Source organism: Pedobacter foliorum (assembly GCF_013266735.1).
GTDB lineage: Bacteria > Bacteroidota > Bacteroidia > Sphingobacteriales > Sphingobacteriaceae > Pedobacter > Pedobacter foliorum.
This window is the reverse complement of record NZ_JABSNU010000014.1, coordinates 1-14,334: the sequence shown is the minus strand read 5'-3', so window position 1 is coordinate 14,334 and position 14,334 is coordinate 1. Positions and strand designations below refer to the sequence as shown.

Annotated in this window: 13 protein-coding genes, 1 tRNA gene and 1 other RNA gene; 11 read left to right on the top strand and 4 right to left on the bottom strand. The window is 36.9% G+C overall.

The features are described 5' to 3' along the window. Positions 1–12: 12 nt before the first annotated feature. Both HQN83_RS25545 and HQN83_RS21025 read right to left on the bottom strand, forming a co-directional pair. Entirely contained in the window at positions 13–606 is a 594-nt protein-coding gene (locus tag HQN83_RS25545; RefSeq protein ID WP_173093062.1) for a TlpA family protein disulfide reductase, read from the bottom strand. Positions 607–915: 309 nt separating this feature from the next. Then, positions 916–989 (bottom strand) — tRNA-Ile (locus HQN83_RS21025). 52 nt (positions 990–1,041) lie between these two features. Here HQN83_RS21025 and HQN83_RS21020 point away from each other — a divergent pair. Together HQN83_RS21020 and HQN83_RS21015 are read left to right on the top strand one after the other, a co-directional pair. Next, complete coding sequence (locus HQN83_RS21020; RefSeq protein ID WP_173093060.1) at positions 1,042–1,695, top strand: HAD family hydrolase; 654 nt, start codon at positions 1,042–1,044, stop codon at positions 1,693–1,695. A 14-nt stretch (positions 1,696–1,709) separates the two neighbouring features. Next, positions 1,710–2,027, top strand: a complete 318-nt coding sequence (locus HQN83_RS21015) for a DUF962 domain-containing protein (protein ID WP_173093058.1) — start codon at positions 1,710–1,712, stop codon at positions 2,025–2,027. 67 nt (positions 2,028–2,094) lie between these two features. Here HQN83_RS21015 and HQN83_RS21010 read toward each other — a convergent pair whose 3' ends face one another. Beyond that, positions 2,095–3,279 carry a proline dehydrogenase family protein gene (locus HQN83_RS21010; RefSeq protein ID WP_173093056.1) on the bottom strand — a complete coding sequence of 395 codons (1,185 nt, stop codon included), beginning with the start codon at positions 3,277–3,279 and terminating at the stop codon, positions 2,095–2,097. 122 nt (positions 3,280–3,401) lie between these two features. Here HQN83_RS21010 and HQN83_RS21005 point away from each other — a divergent pair, with 122 nt between their 5' ends. The 6 genes from HQN83_RS21005 to aroC all read left to right on the top strand — a co-directional run bounded on the left by HQN83_RS21005 (position 3,402) and on the right by aroC (position 9,430). Further along, positions 3,402–3,608, top strand: coding sequence for an RNA-binding S4 domain-containing protein (locus HQN83_RS21005; protein ID WP_048906717.1), 207 nt, complete (start codon positions 3,402–3,404; stop codon positions 3,606–3,608). Beyond that, entirely contained in the window at positions 3,608–4,687 is a 1,080-nt protein-coding gene (aroB, locus tag HQN83_RS21000; protein ID WP_173093054.1) for a 3-dehydroquinate synthase, read from the top strand. The genes HQN83_RS21005 and aroB overlap by 1 nt, the downstream gene beginning before the upstream one ends. A gap of 351 nt (positions 4,688–5,038) precedes the next feature. Next, positions 5,039–5,872, top strand: coding sequence for a prephenate dehydratase (locus HQN83_RS20995; RefSeq protein WP_173093052.1), 834 nt, complete (start codon positions 5,039–5,041; stop codon positions 5,870–5,872). 46 nt (positions 5,873–5,918) lie between these two features. Continuing rightward, the gene (locus HQN83_RS20990) at positions 5,919–7,058 is read left to right on the top strand and encodes a chorismate mutase (protein WP_173093050.1); all 1,140 of its coding nucleotides are present in this window, start codon (positions 5,919–5,921) and stop codon (positions 7,056–7,058) included. Between the two features lie 2 nt (positions 7,059–7,060). Further along, a complete protein-coding gene (aroA, locus tag HQN83_RS20985) occupies positions 7,061–8,314 on the top strand; it encodes a 3-phosphoshikimate 1-carboxyvinyltransferase (protein WP_173093048.1) in 1,254 nt (417 codons plus the stop codon). A gap of 24 nt (positions 8,315–8,338) precedes the next feature. After that, on the top strand, positions 8,339–9,430 hold the full coding sequence (gene aroC / locus HQN83_RS20980; RefSeq protein ID WP_173093046.1) for a chorismate synthase: 1,092 nt from the start codon (positions 8,339–8,341) through the stop codon (positions 9,428–9,430). Between the two features lie 135 nt (positions 9,431–9,565). Here the strand turns inward: aroC and HQN83_RS20975 are convergent, their stop codons facing one another. Further along, positions 9,566–11,989, bottom strand: a complete 2,424-nt coding sequence (locus HQN83_RS20975) for an alpha-ketoacid dehydrogenase subunit alpha/beta (RefSeq protein WP_173093044.1) — start codon at positions 11,987–11,989, stop codon at positions 9,566–9,568. Between the two features lie 133 nt (positions 11,990–12,122). Here HQN83_RS20975 and HQN83_RS20970 point away from each other — a divergent pair, with 133 nt between their 5' ends. The 3 genes from HQN83_RS20970 to ssrA all read left to right on the top strand — a co-directional run bounded on the left by HQN83_RS20970 (position 12,123) and on the right by ssrA (position 14,215). Next, positions 12,123–12,512: a DUF1573 domain-containing protein gene (locus tag HQN83_RS20970; RefSeq protein ID WP_173093042.1), complete on the top strand. Its 390-nt coding sequence runs from the start codon at positions 12,123–12,125 to the stop codon at positions 12,510–12,512. A gap of 63 nt (positions 12,513–12,575) precedes the next feature. After that, positions 12,576–13,778 carry a pyridoxal phosphate-dependent aminotransferase gene (locus HQN83_RS20965; RefSeq protein WP_173093039.1) on the top strand — a complete coding sequence of 401 codons (1,203 nt, stop codon included), beginning with the start codon at positions 12,576–12,578 and terminating at the stop codon, positions 13,776–13,778. A gap of 70 nt (positions 13,779–13,848) precedes the next feature. After that, positions 13,849–14,215: a transfer-messenger RNA gene (gene ssrA / locus HQN83_RS20960) on the top strand. Positions 14,216–14,334 lie beyond the last annotated feature (119 nt).

Genomic DNA, 14,334 nt, shown 5'->3' with positions numbered 1-14,334 from the left:
GTTTAAAATTAATTATTGTTTGCAGTCTGGTAAAGTACAACCATAGGATTTTAGTGCTGCCTCACTGAAAACCAGATTAGTTTGTTTTTTCAACAAACCACTCAGTGCTATTTTTGCAAAGCTGGTTTTTTCGTCCGTACAATAACGAGTAGTGTTATAGTTCCCTCTATAATATAAATGTTGAGTCTGATCTAGTAAAACTGCCTGAGGAGTAGAGTACACACCACAAGCTGAGGCAAGGGTATTATCAAATAGAATAGGGATTTGGAGATCAAACTTATTTTGGATGTCTTCTGAAGTAAAAGACTTTGGACTCAATACGACCACTTTAAAATTAATAAGATCGCCGTACTCTTTAACCAGCGATTTAAAATGCTTCATGTTAAATCGTGAACAGGGGCACTCTGGATTAAAAAAATGGAGAAAAATAGGTTTACTATGGTTATTGTTCAAAGCTTTGTTGACGATCAAACTTCCGGTCTCAACTGATTTATAATCTTTTGGAACTGGAGTTGGCAATTGGTAAATGATATCGTTGTACCAAAATAGATACCCAATGCCAGAAAACAAAAATATTAACCAAAAAAACACGAATGCTTTTTTCATATTGAAATACAAAATAATAGTAAGTAGGTTGTGTTTGCAAGACAAACAACGTCATTTATTATATTAAACGGAAAGAAATATAGCAATTTTCAACGTTCTTTTAAATGACATAACTAGATTAATTTTTCAGTTTTGTTACAAAACCAACTCAAACTTACTCACAATCTGTAACAAAACAACCCCAATTAAAATACTGTTACTCATTTGTTACAGTTTTCGTAAAGAATTACCACAAAAATTCTGACCGATAATCAAAAATTAGAAACGAAAAAAGCCGTTCTTCTTATCGAAAAACGGCTTTTTAAGCAGTGGGCCCAGCTGGGCTCGAACCAGCGACCAAAAGATTATGAGTCTTCTACTCTAACCAACTGAGCTATAGGCCCCGAAAATCTTATTAGATTTTGCGAGTGCAATGTTACATATTTGTATCCAATTATGGAAACAGTTTTAGCACAAAAAATAAAAAATATTATTTTCGATTATGGCAATGTGATATTCGAAATAGACTTTGTAAGAACTCAAAATGCTCTTTTACAATTAGGTATAACCGATGTTCAGCAGTTTTTTGCACACAAAAATCACAATGAAATATTTAACGATTTTGAGACCGGATCTATCACTCCACCCCAATTTCGAGACAAAATACGTCAAGCTGCCAACAATTCAAGCCTAACCGACGAGCAAATTGACAACGCCTGGAACAGTTTATTGATAGGTGTTCCCTCTCCGGCAGTGCATGACACCCTACTTAAAGTAAAACAAAAGTACCGCACATTTCTACTAAGCAACAATAACGAAATCCACTACAACTGGATTGTTGATTACCTGAAAAGAGAATATAATGTTGCCGATAACAATCACCTGTTCGAAAAAGCATATTACTCTCAACAAATGTTCCTTCGCAAACCTAATGTGGAGATTTTTGAACAAGTGATAAAAGAAAACAACCTTAAACCGGAGGAAACCTTGTTTATTGATGACAGTCCTCAACATCTTGTTGGAGCGAAACAAGCGGGCCTTAACACACTTTTAATGGATAAACATCCTAAAGATCTGAAGCAATTTTTAGCTGATCATCATATCTTATAGTTAAATTTGCACCCATGACTGAAAAAAGATTTAAATCTCTTAAAGAGTTTTATCCCTTCTACCTAACCGAGCATACCAATCTTACTAGCCGGATATTACATTTTATTGGAACCTTGCTGGCTGTATTGCTTTTATTTACAGCGATACTGTTTCACGACTTACGTTTTGTGATAGGTGTTCCAATTGTAGGATATGGCTTCGCCTGGGTAGGTCATTACTTTTTCGAAAAAAACAAACCTGCTACTTTTCAGTATCCGTTTTATAGCTTAGCTAGCGATTTCATTTTATTCTGGGACTTACTAACAGGAAGTCAACCATTCAGAGTAAAATAAAAAGATATAAAAAAAAGGTAATATGCCCAACACATATTACCTTTTCAAAAGTTCATAGCTAATAATACTACAACCTTCTTCTTTTCTTCTCTTTCATAATTAAACCAAGCTCACGGCTCGTTTGTCCTGCGATTGAAGTATTTTCCTGCGCTCTTCTAAAAAGATACGGCATAACGGCTTTAACAGGCCCATAAGGCACGTACTTAGCCACATTGTAACCCGCATCCGATAAATTAAAGCTCAAATTATCGCTCATTCCCAATAATTGGGCAAAATAAACATGAGGATGATTATGAGCAACCTTATTTTGATCAAGCAATTCAGCTAATAATCTGCAACTTTCTTCATTATGAGTTCCGCAAACAAAAGCAATCTCATCAATATGAGCCATACAATACCTTAAAGACTCATTATAATCAATATCAGATGCTTCTTTAGTAGGTTGGATTGGTGATGGATAACCCATTTCCTCAGCTCTTTTGCGTTCTTTTTCCATATAAGCACCCCTAACCATTTTAACACCCAAAATATAACCGGCAACCTTTGCAATAAGGTGATCCGCTTTTAAATCAGCAAGTTTATCATGACGGTACATCTGATAAGTGTTGTAAACAATAATGGTTTCTCTATTAAACAAACGCATCATATCAACAGCAAGCTCATCAATAGTTTTCTGAATCCATGTTTCTTCTGCATCAACCATTACAGGCACCTTTTTATCAAAAGCAGTTCTGCAAATCTTTTCACAACGTTGCTTTACTTTCTCGTATTCAGCTTCTTCAGCAGCCGTTAATACTTGTTTTGCATCTAGCTTTTCAAGCAAAGCAAAACGACCAATTCCGGTAACTTTAAATACAGTAATAGGAATGCGTTTGTCTTTTGCGGCCTGATCTATCGTTCTGATGATCTCTTCGCATGTAAAATCAAAAACAGCCTCTTCGTCCTCACCCTCAACAGAATAATCTAAAATAGTACCTACTTTACCTGAATTGAGTTGTGTTATTGTCTCTGCACATTCAGCAATGGTTTCGCCACCGCAGAAATGTTTAAAAATAGTCGCCTTAATAATTCCTTTAATTGGTAAACCAATATTTAAAAACAAATTGGTAACCGGAGGGCCAACTTTAGTTAAAAAGTTACTGCTTATTATCTTAAAAAGCCAGTAGGCAGCATTTAATTCGGAATTAGATTTGTTGCGAAAAGCAACTTCAGTATCATCAAAATTCAATGATTTTTTGGGGAATGTCTCCATTAGTGAATGTCAGTTAGTCAAATCGTTTGCAAAAGTATAAATTCCATAGCTACCACTGGTAAAACGCACTATAAATAATTGTAATTTCGACAGTAAAAAATTTTATCTAAGTTTGTCTTATAATGATACAATTTAAATTAGAAGGCGAATTCATTCCCCTTATTCAGTTGTTAAAAGCAACTGCACTTGTACAAAGTGGTGGCGAGGCCCAAACTGTTGTTGAAGACGGACTTGTAAAATATAACGGCAAGGTAGATTACCGCAAGAGATTGAAGGTGCGGGTTGGAGATGTAATTGATTTTATGGGTCAGAAAATAACAATCATTTAATGAACAAATTAAACAGTGCCGGACACACCATCCATTTCGAAGCGAATCTTGCACCATTGGTGGAAATTATAGAAAGTGATAAATACAGCAAAATCTTTGTTTTTGTTGATCGCAACACCTCTGAACTGTGCTTACCTCAGTTTCAGGAAATGTTGGGCGATTATAGCGGATTTGACCTGATTGAAACAGATCCAGGAGAAGAGAACAAAAACATCGACTTTTGTATTGGAATATGGAAAACACTATTAGATTTTGAAGCTGACCGTAAATGTCTGATGATCAATCTAGGTGGAGGTGTAATTACAGATATGGGTGGTTTTGTAGCTTCAACCTACAAACGTGGAATAGATTTTATCAATATCCCTACTACCCTACTTTCACAAGTAGATGCATCAGTTGGTGGTAAAACCGGTATAGATGTAGACAACGTAAAAAATATGGTTGGAACATTTACGCTTCCCCAAGCCGTATTTATTGAAACATCTTTCCTTAAAACATTACCTAAGAGAGAGATGCTTTCTGGTTTTGCTGAAATGATTAAACATGGTTTAATTGTGGACAAAGACTATTACATTGAACTGCAAAACTGTGATTACGAACAAATTGAAGCTAGCGCCATTTATCGTTCAGTAGAGATTAAAAATGAAGTAGTAACCGAAGATCCTCATGAAAAAGGATTAAGGAAGATATTAAATTACGGACATACGATTGGTCATGCCGTAGAAACCTATTCGTTAATAAACGATGCGGCCCCTCTAACCCATGGCGAAGCGATAGCTATTGGTATGATTTGCGAAGGTTACTTATCTGCTAAAAACAACACGCTAAGTAATGATGAACTTAACGACATTAGCACCTACATTTTAAAACTTTACCCTAATTATCACATTAAGGAAGAAAGCTTTGACCAATTATTAGAATTTATGCAAAGCGATAAAAAGAATGAAAACGGACAAATTATGTTCTCATTATTGAGTCGTATTGGCGCTTGTGATTTCAACTGTAGAGTATCAAAAACCGACATTTTAGATAGTTTTGCGTACCTAAACAACCTAACTTCTAAAGCGGGAAATGCCTAATATTTTGAACCACAACAAGAACCTAACAACAAACAATAAATAATTTTTTTAAATTAACTATTGACAAATTAAATTTTGTTAGTACATTTGGCGAAACGAAAAGAAAATTTAGAAACAAACATTAACAAATGCGCGTTTCATAACAATATAAAAAACAGGAATTTTGAAAAATATCACTACATATTGGTTTGGTTACTTTTACTACTTTAGTAAGAGCCGGGACTAATATGCAATAGAATCTAACAAGATAAATGTATACGAAAAGTCCCGGTCTAACACCGGGACTTTTTTCGTTTAAAGCAAATAACAGTTATGAAATTTTCATAACCATTAAAAAAGGGAAACACGCTAATGAAAAAAGGAACAAGAGTAGCAATTCAAGGTATCAAAGCTTCATTTCATGAAGAAGCGGCATTTAAGTTTTTCGGAAAGGACATTCAAACTATTGAGTGTAACTCTTTTAAACTAACCTGCGACGCTTTAAAAAATGATGAAGCTGACTTCGTAGTGATGGCAATCGAAAATTCAATAGCCGGCAGCCTTTTACCTAACTACACCTTAATACGCGAATACAATTTTGCAGTAGTTGGCGAAGTTTACCTAAACATTCAACTTCACTTAATGGCCTTGCCTGGTGTAAAGTTTGAGGATGTTAAATTTGCTACTTCCCACCCTATTGCTATCCGTCAATGTGTTGATTTCTTTGAAGATTATCCTCAAATCAAAATCATTGAGAGTAATGATACCGCAGCTTGTGCTAAGCGCATTAAAGATGAGCAGTTAACAGATACCGTTGCTATAGCAAATACACTTGCAGCCGAGCTGTATGAACTAAACATCATCGAAAGAAGAATTGAATCTAACAAGAAAAACTTTACCCGTTTTCTAATCCTTAAAAAGGATAAAGCTGAAGAGGTGGGACCAATCAATAAAGCATCTATTTGCTTTCAGGTAGGTAACCATGTTGGAGCACTGGCTAAAGTATTAAATATATTTGCTGAGCTACATGTAAACTTAACCAAAATACAAAGTATGCCTGTGCTTGGAAAAAGAAATGAATATTATTTCTATGTAGATATGGAATGGAAAAACATGGAGGCTTATGATAAGGCTGTCCGCCAAGCCCTTAAATACACAGTAAACTTTAATATCATGGGCGAGTACCAGAAAAACGACAAAGTATAAACAATCAATTTTAACATAAAAAATTAACATAAATAACCCCAAAACAATGAAATTACAATTAAACATTCAACCGCTAAACACCTGGCTTAACATCAACAATGAGCCTTTGATTATCTCAGGCCCTTGTAGTGCAGAAACTGAAGAGCAATTATTAACCACAGCTCATTTATTGGCAGCTACTGGAAAAGTATCTGTTTTAAGAGCAGGTATCTGGAAGCCACGTACTCGTCCAGGAGAATTTGAAGGTATCGGAAGTATCGGTTTAGAGTGGTTAAAAAGAGCTAAATTAGAAACTGGTTTACCAACAGCTGTAGAGGTTGCAAATGCTAAACACGTTGAAGAGGCTTTGGCTGCTGGCGTAGATATCCTTTGGATTGGTGCTCGTTCAACAGTAAACCCGTTTACAGTTCAGGAAATTGCTGATGCTTTAAAAGGTGTTGACATTCCGGTATTAGTTAAAAACCCTGTAAATCCAGATTTACAATTATGGGTTGGTGCATTAGAGCGTATCAATGGTGCTGGTATCACTAAATTAGGTGCAATTCACCGTGGTTTCTCTTCATTCGAGAAAAGCTCGTTCCGTAACGAACCAATGTGGGAACTTGCTATCCAATTAAAAACATTATGCCCAGAGTTGCCAATCATTAACGATCCAAGTCACATTTGTGGTAACAGAGAGTTAATTCCTTACATCTCTCAAAAAGCATTAGATTTAGATATGCAAGGTCTTATGATCGAGTCGCATGTTGATCCTTCTGTAGCTTGGACTGATGCTAAGCAACAAGTAACTCCTGCTGCTTTATCTGAACTTGTTGATCGCTTAACTGTTCGTGAACCAGAAACTAAAAACGAAGCAATCTCTGATCAATTAGCTGATTTCCGTAAGCAAATCGACAAAATTGACGATATCTTGTTACAAAAATTAGGTGAGCGTATGGCCATCGTTTCTAAAATTGGTGAGTACAAACGTGATAACCAGGTTACAATTTTACAAGTAAACCGTTGGGATGCTATCATTAACAAAGGTATTTCATTCGCAAAAGCATTAAAATTAGATTTAAACTTTACTGAGAAATTCTTAGAACTAGTTCATGGCGAATCTATCCGTAAACAAACTGAGATTATGAACGCTGGTAAAGCCGAAAAAGGAATTGCAGCAGAAGCACACACAGAAGTTAAGTCTTAATAATGAGTAAACATGCGCTTGTTTCTTTTAAAGGAAACAAACAAATAGATACAGAAATTACACTTACTGGCTCTAAGAGTGAGTGTAACAGAGCATTAGTTATCAGCTCTTTGAGTAAGGGGACTGTAAAGGTTGATAATATGTCGAATGCTGCTGATACTGTTACTTTAAACAGTATATTAAATAATATCTCGCAAAACAACCCACATCAACAAACCGTTGATGTGGGCCCTGCGGGTACTGCAATGCGTTTTTTAACAGCCATGCTTTCTACCCTACCTGGTAATTTTTTATTAACAGGAACTGAGAGAATGAAACAACGCCCCATTGGCATTCTTGCTGAAGCGTTAAAAAACATCGGTGCTGACATTACTTACCTTGAACAAGATGGATTCCCTCCATTAAACATCAATGGTCCGTTAAAGCAAAGCACTGATACTGTGAAAATTAAAGGCGACATTAGCAGTCAGTATATTTCTGCTTTATTGATGGTTGCTCCTACTTTGCCACAAGGCCTAACGTTACAGATTGAAGGCGAGTTAACCTCACTTCCGTATGTAAAAATGACGTTAGACATGCTTGAAGAAGCAGGAATTTCTCATGAATGGACTGGAAACAATATCACTGTTAAGCCACAAACATTTAAGTCGGCCACACTTGCTGTTGAGCCTGACTGGAGTGCTGCATCTTACTGGTATAGCATAGCTGCCCTTGCCGAAAATGCACAGATTGGCTTACCTTACCTTAAAGATAAAAGCTTACAGGGCGATAGTCGCATCAGAGAAATCATGACGGCTTTTGGTGTAAAAACGTCTAAAACCGACAAAGGAATCAACCTAACAACCTCCGAAACAAACTTTAATGATGAAATTCTTGATTTAAAAGATTGTCCGGATTTAGCACAAACCATCATTGTATGCGCTGCTGCTTTACAAAAAAACCTTAAATTTACTGGTCTCGAAACCTTAAAAATCAAAGAAACTGATCGCATTTTGGCTTTACAAAATGAGCTTTCAAAGATTGGTGTAACTTTAAATGAAGACAACTTTATCTACACACTAAACTGTGATCAGCTAAGTTTCCCTGAAAGAGTTTCTTTCGCAACTTACGAAGATCACAGAATGGCGATGGCCTTTGCTCCGCTTAGTTTGTTAATAAATGAGGTTGTTCTGGAAGAAATGGATGTTGTAGAAAAATCTTATCCTGATTTCTGGAAAGATTTACAAAAGGCAGGATTTACAGTTACAGAGATTTAATTAAACACATAAAATAATTCTAAAATGGCAGGCAATACATTCGGGCAATTATTTCGCATCACTACCTTTGGTGAATCACATGGTGTAGCCATTGGTGTTATTTTAGATGGATGTCCGGCGCAATTGCCCATCGATCTTGATTTCATACAATCAGAGTTAGATAAACGCAAACCAGGGCAATCTAAAATTACTACGCAACGCAAAGAGAGTGATACAGTACAAATCCTTTCAGGAACATTTGAAGGCAAAAGTACAGGTACTCCAATTGCAATGCTTATTCCTAACGAAGATCAACGCAGTAAAGACTATAGTCACAATACTGACGTTTATCGTCCCTCTCATGCCGATTATACTTACGATGCTAAATATGGCATTCGTGATTATCGCGGAGGTGGTCGTTCATCAGCTCGTGAAACAGCTGCCCGCGTTGCTGCAGGAGCCATTGCCAAGTTGTTGTTAAAACACCATGGCATTGAAATTTTCGCTCATGTATCCACAGTAGGCAAAATTGAAGCACCCAACCTTGAAAGTAAAAACATAGCTGATTTATTAGCTATCAGAGAAGAAAATATTGTACGTTGCGCAGATCCTGCTACAGCACATCAAATGATTGAATTTATTGATGGTGTACGTAAAGATGGTGATACAGTAGGTGGAAAGATCAACTGTATTATTAAAAACTGTCCTGTTGGTTTAGGTGAACCTGTATTCGACAAACTTCATGCAGACCTTGGCAAAGCGATGTTAAGCATTAATGCTGTTCATGGTTTTGAATATGGATCTGGCTTTGCTGGAAGCGAAATGAGGGGTTCAGAACACAACGATATATTTTTAGCAAACGAAGGTCAGCCTAAAACGTTAACTAACTTCTCTGGTGGAATTCAGGGAGGCATTTCTAACGGAATGGAAATCAATTTCACGGTAGCCTTTAAACCGGTTGCAACAATAATGCACAATCAGCAAACGATAAATGCTGCTGGTGAAGCTGCAGAAATTAAAGGAAAAGGCAGACACGATCCCTGTGTTGTGCCTCGCGCAGTTGTAATTGTTGAAGCTATGGCAGCATTAGTGCTTGCCGATCACCTGCTTCGCAACAAATCAAGCAAATTAGCATAAAAGAAAATCAACAGAGTTAATCCAGACTCTCATTAGGCTATAGTCTAACGAGAGTCTGAGTTAAGTCTGACCTAAGTCTGAGGTGACTCTAATAAAACTACCTTCTCTGAAAGATCTCTTTTTAAATACTTTTACTTAAAATATAGAAGGGTATTTTGATGCGTTATGATCGTGCATAATTTTATACACAGCTTCGATAACATCATCAACAGATGGCTTACTAAAGTAATCTCCATCAGTCCCATAAGGCGGACGATGAGCTTTAGCAGTAAGCGTTCTAGGTTGTCCATCTAAATGGTAGTAGCCATTTTGTTCTTCCAGCACCTGCTGTAAAATAAATGCAGCTCCTCCACCTGGAACATCCTCATCAACAACCAATAATTTATTTGTTTTCTTTAATGATTCGGCACAGACATGATTTGTATCAAAAGGCAGTAGTGTTTGCGGATCGATGATCTCAACCGAAATCCCTAGCTGAGCCAGTTCTTCTGCAGCTTCCTCAACTATTCTTAAAGTTGCTCCATAAGATACAATGGTAACATCAGTTCCAGTTTTTATTACCTCTGCCTCACCAAGTTGAACAGTATATTCACCAACGTTTTCTGGTAGTTTTTCTTTTAACCTGTAGCCATTTAAACATTCAATAACCAATGCTGGCTCGTCGGATCTGAATAAGGTATTGTAAATACCTGCTGCCTGCGTCATATTACGCGGCACACAAATGTGTAAACCTCTAAGCGAACCCAAAATCATCGACATTGGAGATCCTGAATGCCATACGCCTTCCAATCTATGCCCGCGAGTTCTGATGATAACAGGTGCTTTTTGACCGGCTTTAGTTCTGTAAGATAAACTAGCCAGATCATCACTTAAAATATTAAGTGCATATAATAAATAATCAAGGTATTGAATTTCGGCAATAGGTTTTAAACCACGCAATGCCAAACCAATTCCCTGACCAACAATTGTCATTTCTCTAATACCAGTATCGGTAATTCTTAAATCGCCATACTTCGCTTGTAAACCGGCAAAACCTTGGTTTACATCGCCTATTGCTCCTAAATCCTCACCAAAGGCTACTAAACGCTCATCACGAGCAAAATTTGAATCGAAGCAGGCATTCAGTAATTCACGGCCGTCAACCATTTTACTTTCTTCACTATATTGAGCGGCAACCTGTTTAACTAAAAACGGACTATCTATACCATCAGTAAATAGTTTAGAGTTATATCTATCCTCATTTAAAGAAGCCTGACCATTGTACCAATTTATTAGATTATCTCTTTCAGGAGAAGGATTGTTTATACTAAAACGCAATGTTTTTCGTGCCGAAGAAACCACCTCTTTACGCATTGCATCTGGTGTACCAGCTAAGAGTGAAGCAATTTTTGTGATTGCAGGATTACCGTTGGCAATTCTTTTAATCATCTCTATTACTTCTTCTTTTTCAACTTTAATGGTTGCCAAAAACTCATTCCAGGCTTCTCTCTGCGTTTCACGCACAAATTTCTTTGCAGTTGCTTCCAGTTCAGAAATTTCTTCTTCAGTAATAATTGCAGATTCGAGCATCCATTTACGCATCTGCGGAATACAGTCGTATTCACGCTCCCACTCTAAACGATCTTTATCTTTATAACGTTCGTGAGAACCTGAAGTAGAATGCCCTTGTGGTTGTGTAACCTCTGTAACGTGTATTAAAACAGGAACATGCTCGGTTCTGCAAACATCTATAGCGCGCTGGTAAGTTTCGCATAATGCCGGATAATCCCAACCTCTAACTTTAAATATCTCGTAACCTTCCGATTCCTCATCCCTTTGAAATCCTTTCAGAATCTCCGAAATATCTTCTTTAGTGGTCTGATACTTAGCCGGAACCGAAATCCCATAAGCATCATCCCAGATAGACATAGCCATTGGAATTTGTAAAACTCCGGCAGCATTAATTGACTCAAAAAATACACCTTCGGAGGTTGATGCGTTGCCTATAGTACCAAATGCGACCTCATTACCATTAACCGAGAAATTTTTAAGGTAACTTAAATCAGGATTTTGTCTATACAATTTAGATGCATAAGCCAAACCTACTAAACGAGCCATCTGACCACCAGTAGGCGCAATATCCGATGAAGAGTTTTTCATCTCCGTTAGGTCTTTCCAACTACCATCTTCATTAAGAGAACGCGTAGCAAAGTGACAGTTCATTTGTCGGCCTGCAGATGCCGGTTCAGCTTCTACACTTGGGTTTGCATATAATTGCGCAAAAAATTCTTTTAGGGTACAAATGCCTGTTGCAAAGGCAAAAGTTTGATCTCTGTAATAACCTGAACGCCAATCGCCGTTTTTAAAAGCTTTGGCCATTGCGATCTGAGGGATCTCTTTACCATCACCAAAAATGCCAAACTTCGCCTTACCAGTTAACACTTCTTTACGACCTAATAAACTAGCCTGTCTACTCTCGTAGGCTATTTTATAGTCATTAATAACAATCGTTTTGAAATCATCAAAACTTAACTCTGAAGCATCAATTGGGTTCGTTGTAAGTTTACTATTTGGCGTCATAAGCAAATCAGTTATTGGGCAAAGATACATAAATTCTAAAGTATGACTTAACGGTGTGAGTTAATTTATATATTGGAATACTTTTTGATTTGTGCTATAAAACATTAAATTTGTTTTTAAAACCCCACATAAGATGAAAAAGTTATTATTACTATTTACATTAATTTTAGGAATAAGTGTTGCATCAAATGCTCAATCTAAACCCGCTGAGTTTAAATTTGACAAAGAAACTTATGACTTTGGAAAAATTCCTAACAACAAACCTGCAACTGTAGATTTTAAATTCACTAACATTGGAGATCAACCATTGATCCTTAGCAAAGTTGAAACTACTTGTGGTTGTACAGTACCTGAATACACTAAAACTCCAATCAAAAAAGGAGAGACAGGAACTATCAAAGTTACTTATAACCCTACTGCAGCACTGCCATTTAGCAAAAGTATTACTATAACTTCTAATGCTAAAACCACTACTAAAGTTCTTTACATTAAAGGCGAAACAGTAGCTGGAAGTACTAAATAGAATCCAATAAAGATATTTCTATAAAAAACCTCGTTAATCAACGAGGTTTTTTACTTTTGTACCATGCCAAGGATCTCAGAGAAAGGGGTACAAATGCCCGCTTCGCCAATTAGAAAATTAACCCCATTTGCTGATCAAGCAAAAAAGGACGGAAAAAAGGTGTACCATTTAAATATTGGACAACCTGATATAGCCACGCCTGAGGTTATGTTAAATGCGATCAAAAACATTAATTTTAATGTTTGGGCATATACTCCATCTGAAGGTACCTTAAGTTATAGAACTAAGCTTGCTGAATACTATAACAAACTCGGTTACAACATTACCCCTGAAGATATTCTTGTTACAGTTGGTGGCTCCGAAGCCATCACCATTGCCATGCAAACCTGTATTAATGAAGGTGATGAAATCATTGTTCCTGAGCCTTTTTATGCCAACTACAATGGTTTTGCCTGCATGAGCAATATAACTGTAGTACCAATATTATCACATATTGAAAATGGTTTTGCACTCCCTCCTATTGCAGATTTTGAAAAGCTAATAACCGACAAAACCAGGGGCATTATTATTTGTAATCCTAATAATCCTACCGGCTATTTGTATTCAAGAGAAGAACTTGAGGCGCTTAAAGAGCTTTGCTTAAAATATGATCTTTTCTTGTTTTCTGACGAAGCATACAGAGAGTTTTGTTATGATGGCAGAGAGTTTATCTCTCCGGTATATCTGGATGGCATCGACGAAAACGTGGTTGTGATTGACACAGTTTCTAAGCGTTATAGCGCTTGTGGTGCAAGATTGGGTTGTATCATCACCAAAAACAAAGAAGTAATACAATCTGCTTTAAAATTTGCACAGGCAAGGTTAAGTCCAGGTATGGTTGAGCAAATTGCAGGAACCGCAGCTGTAGATACTCCTGATAGTTATTTTGAAGAAGTAAACAAAGAATACACTCTAAGAAGAGATACATTAGTTAAAAGACTAAACAGCATTGAAGGTGTGTTTTGTCCTAATCCGGGTGGCGCATTTTATGTAGTTGCAAAACTACCTATAGATGATGCCGATGAGTTTTGCCAATGGATACTCGAAAGTTTTTCTCATAACGGGGCAACCATTATGATGGCTCCTGCTACCGGATTTTACTCAACAGAAGGCTTTGGAAAAAACGAAGTAAGAATGGCTTATGTTCTAAACACTACCGATCTTAACAATGCTATGGATTGTCTTGATATTGCATTAAAACAATATCCTGGTAGAACTATGGCATAATTTTAGTACTTTTGTTTCAAGTTGATGGTTGGAAAGGATTAGTTAACCACACACCATCAGCACATATAATGGGCTCGTTCTGGATTTGACAGGGTGGCGCTGAGTATGTAAGCATGCAGTGCGTTGTACGGAGAGCACTTAAAAGATAACGTTCACACTATAATTGGCGAAAATAACTACGCCTTAGCTGCCTAATTTAGAATTAGATAAGCTTTTGTTCCTCTAACTGCTGCATCGTTAGGTTAGAATCTGGAGCATCGAAATAACGGAGCTGGCATTTGTAAGGTACGCTACATTTGCGAGATAAAGTACCTAAGGTGAAAGGTTAGGTCGGTTTCCAGCCCGCCAGATCCCTACAATTAATTGGAAAATAAGCATGAAGAAAGCATAATTTATCACACAACTGGACAAGGGTTCGACTCCCTTCGGGTCCACAAAAAGAAGCCGTATCATTAATCAAAAGATGATACGGCTTCCTTTTTTGTTTGTTGTGAGATCCGTCCTGAGTATTTCCTTACTATGCCTTTTTTCTTTGAATATTTCTTGAAGTGTACAA

What these genes read in the sequence shown, in the direction of transcription:
- HQN83_RS21005 (WP_048906717.1), top strand. Translation starts at nt 3,402, where the DNA reads ATGATACAATTTAAATTAGAAGGCGAATTCATTCCCCTTATTCAGTTG.
- HQN83_RS20995 (WP_173093052.1), top strand. Translation starts at nt 5,039, where the DNA reads ATGAAAAAAGGAACAAGAGTAGCAATTCAAGGTATCAAAGCTTCATTT.
- HQN83_RS21010 (WP_173093056.1), bottom strand. Translation starts at nt 3,279, where the DNA reads ATGGAGACATTCCCCAAAAAATCATTGAATTTTGATGATACTGAAGTT.
- aroA (WP_173093048.1), top strand. Translation starts at nt 7,061, where the DNA reads ATGAGTAAACATGCGCTTGTTTCTTTTAAAGGAAACAAACAAATAGAT.
- HQN83_RS20965 (WP_173093039.1), top strand. Translation starts at nt 12,576, where the DNA reads ATGCCAAGGATCTCAGAGAAAGGGGTACAAATGCCCGCTTCGCCAATT.
- aroC (WP_173093046.1), top strand. Translation starts at nt 8,339, where the DNA reads ATGGCAGGCAATACATTCGGGCAATTATTTCGCATCACTACCTTTGGT.
- HQN83_RS20970 (WP_173093042.1), top strand. Translation starts at nt 12,123, where the DNA reads ATGAAAAAGTTATTATTACTATTTACATTAATTTTAGGAATAAGTGTT.
- aroB (WP_173093054.1), top strand. Translation starts at nt 3,608, where the DNA reads ATGAACAAATTAAACAGTGCCGGACACACCATCCATTTCGAAGCGAAT.
- HQN83_RS21020 (WP_173093060.1), top strand. Translation starts at nt 1,042, where the DNA reads ATGGAAACAGTTTTAGCACAAAAAATAAAAAATATTATTTTCGATTAT.
- HQN83_RS25545 (WP_173093062.1), bottom strand. Translation starts at nt 606, where the DNA reads ATGAAAAAAGCATTCGTGTTTTTTTGGTTAATATTTTTGTTTTCTGGC.
- HQN83_RS21015 (WP_173093058.1), top strand. Translation starts at nt 1,710, where the DNA reads ATGACTGAAAAAAGATTTAAATCTCTTAAAGAGTTTTATCCCTTCTAC.
- HQN83_RS20975 (WP_173093044.1), bottom strand. Translation starts at nt 11,989, where the DNA reads ATGACGCCAAATAGTAAACTTACAACGAACCCAATTGATGCTTCAGAG.
- HQN83_RS20990 (WP_173093050.1), top strand. Translation starts at nt 5,919, where the DNA reads ATGAAATTACAATTAAACATTCAACCGCTAAACACCTGGCTTAACATC.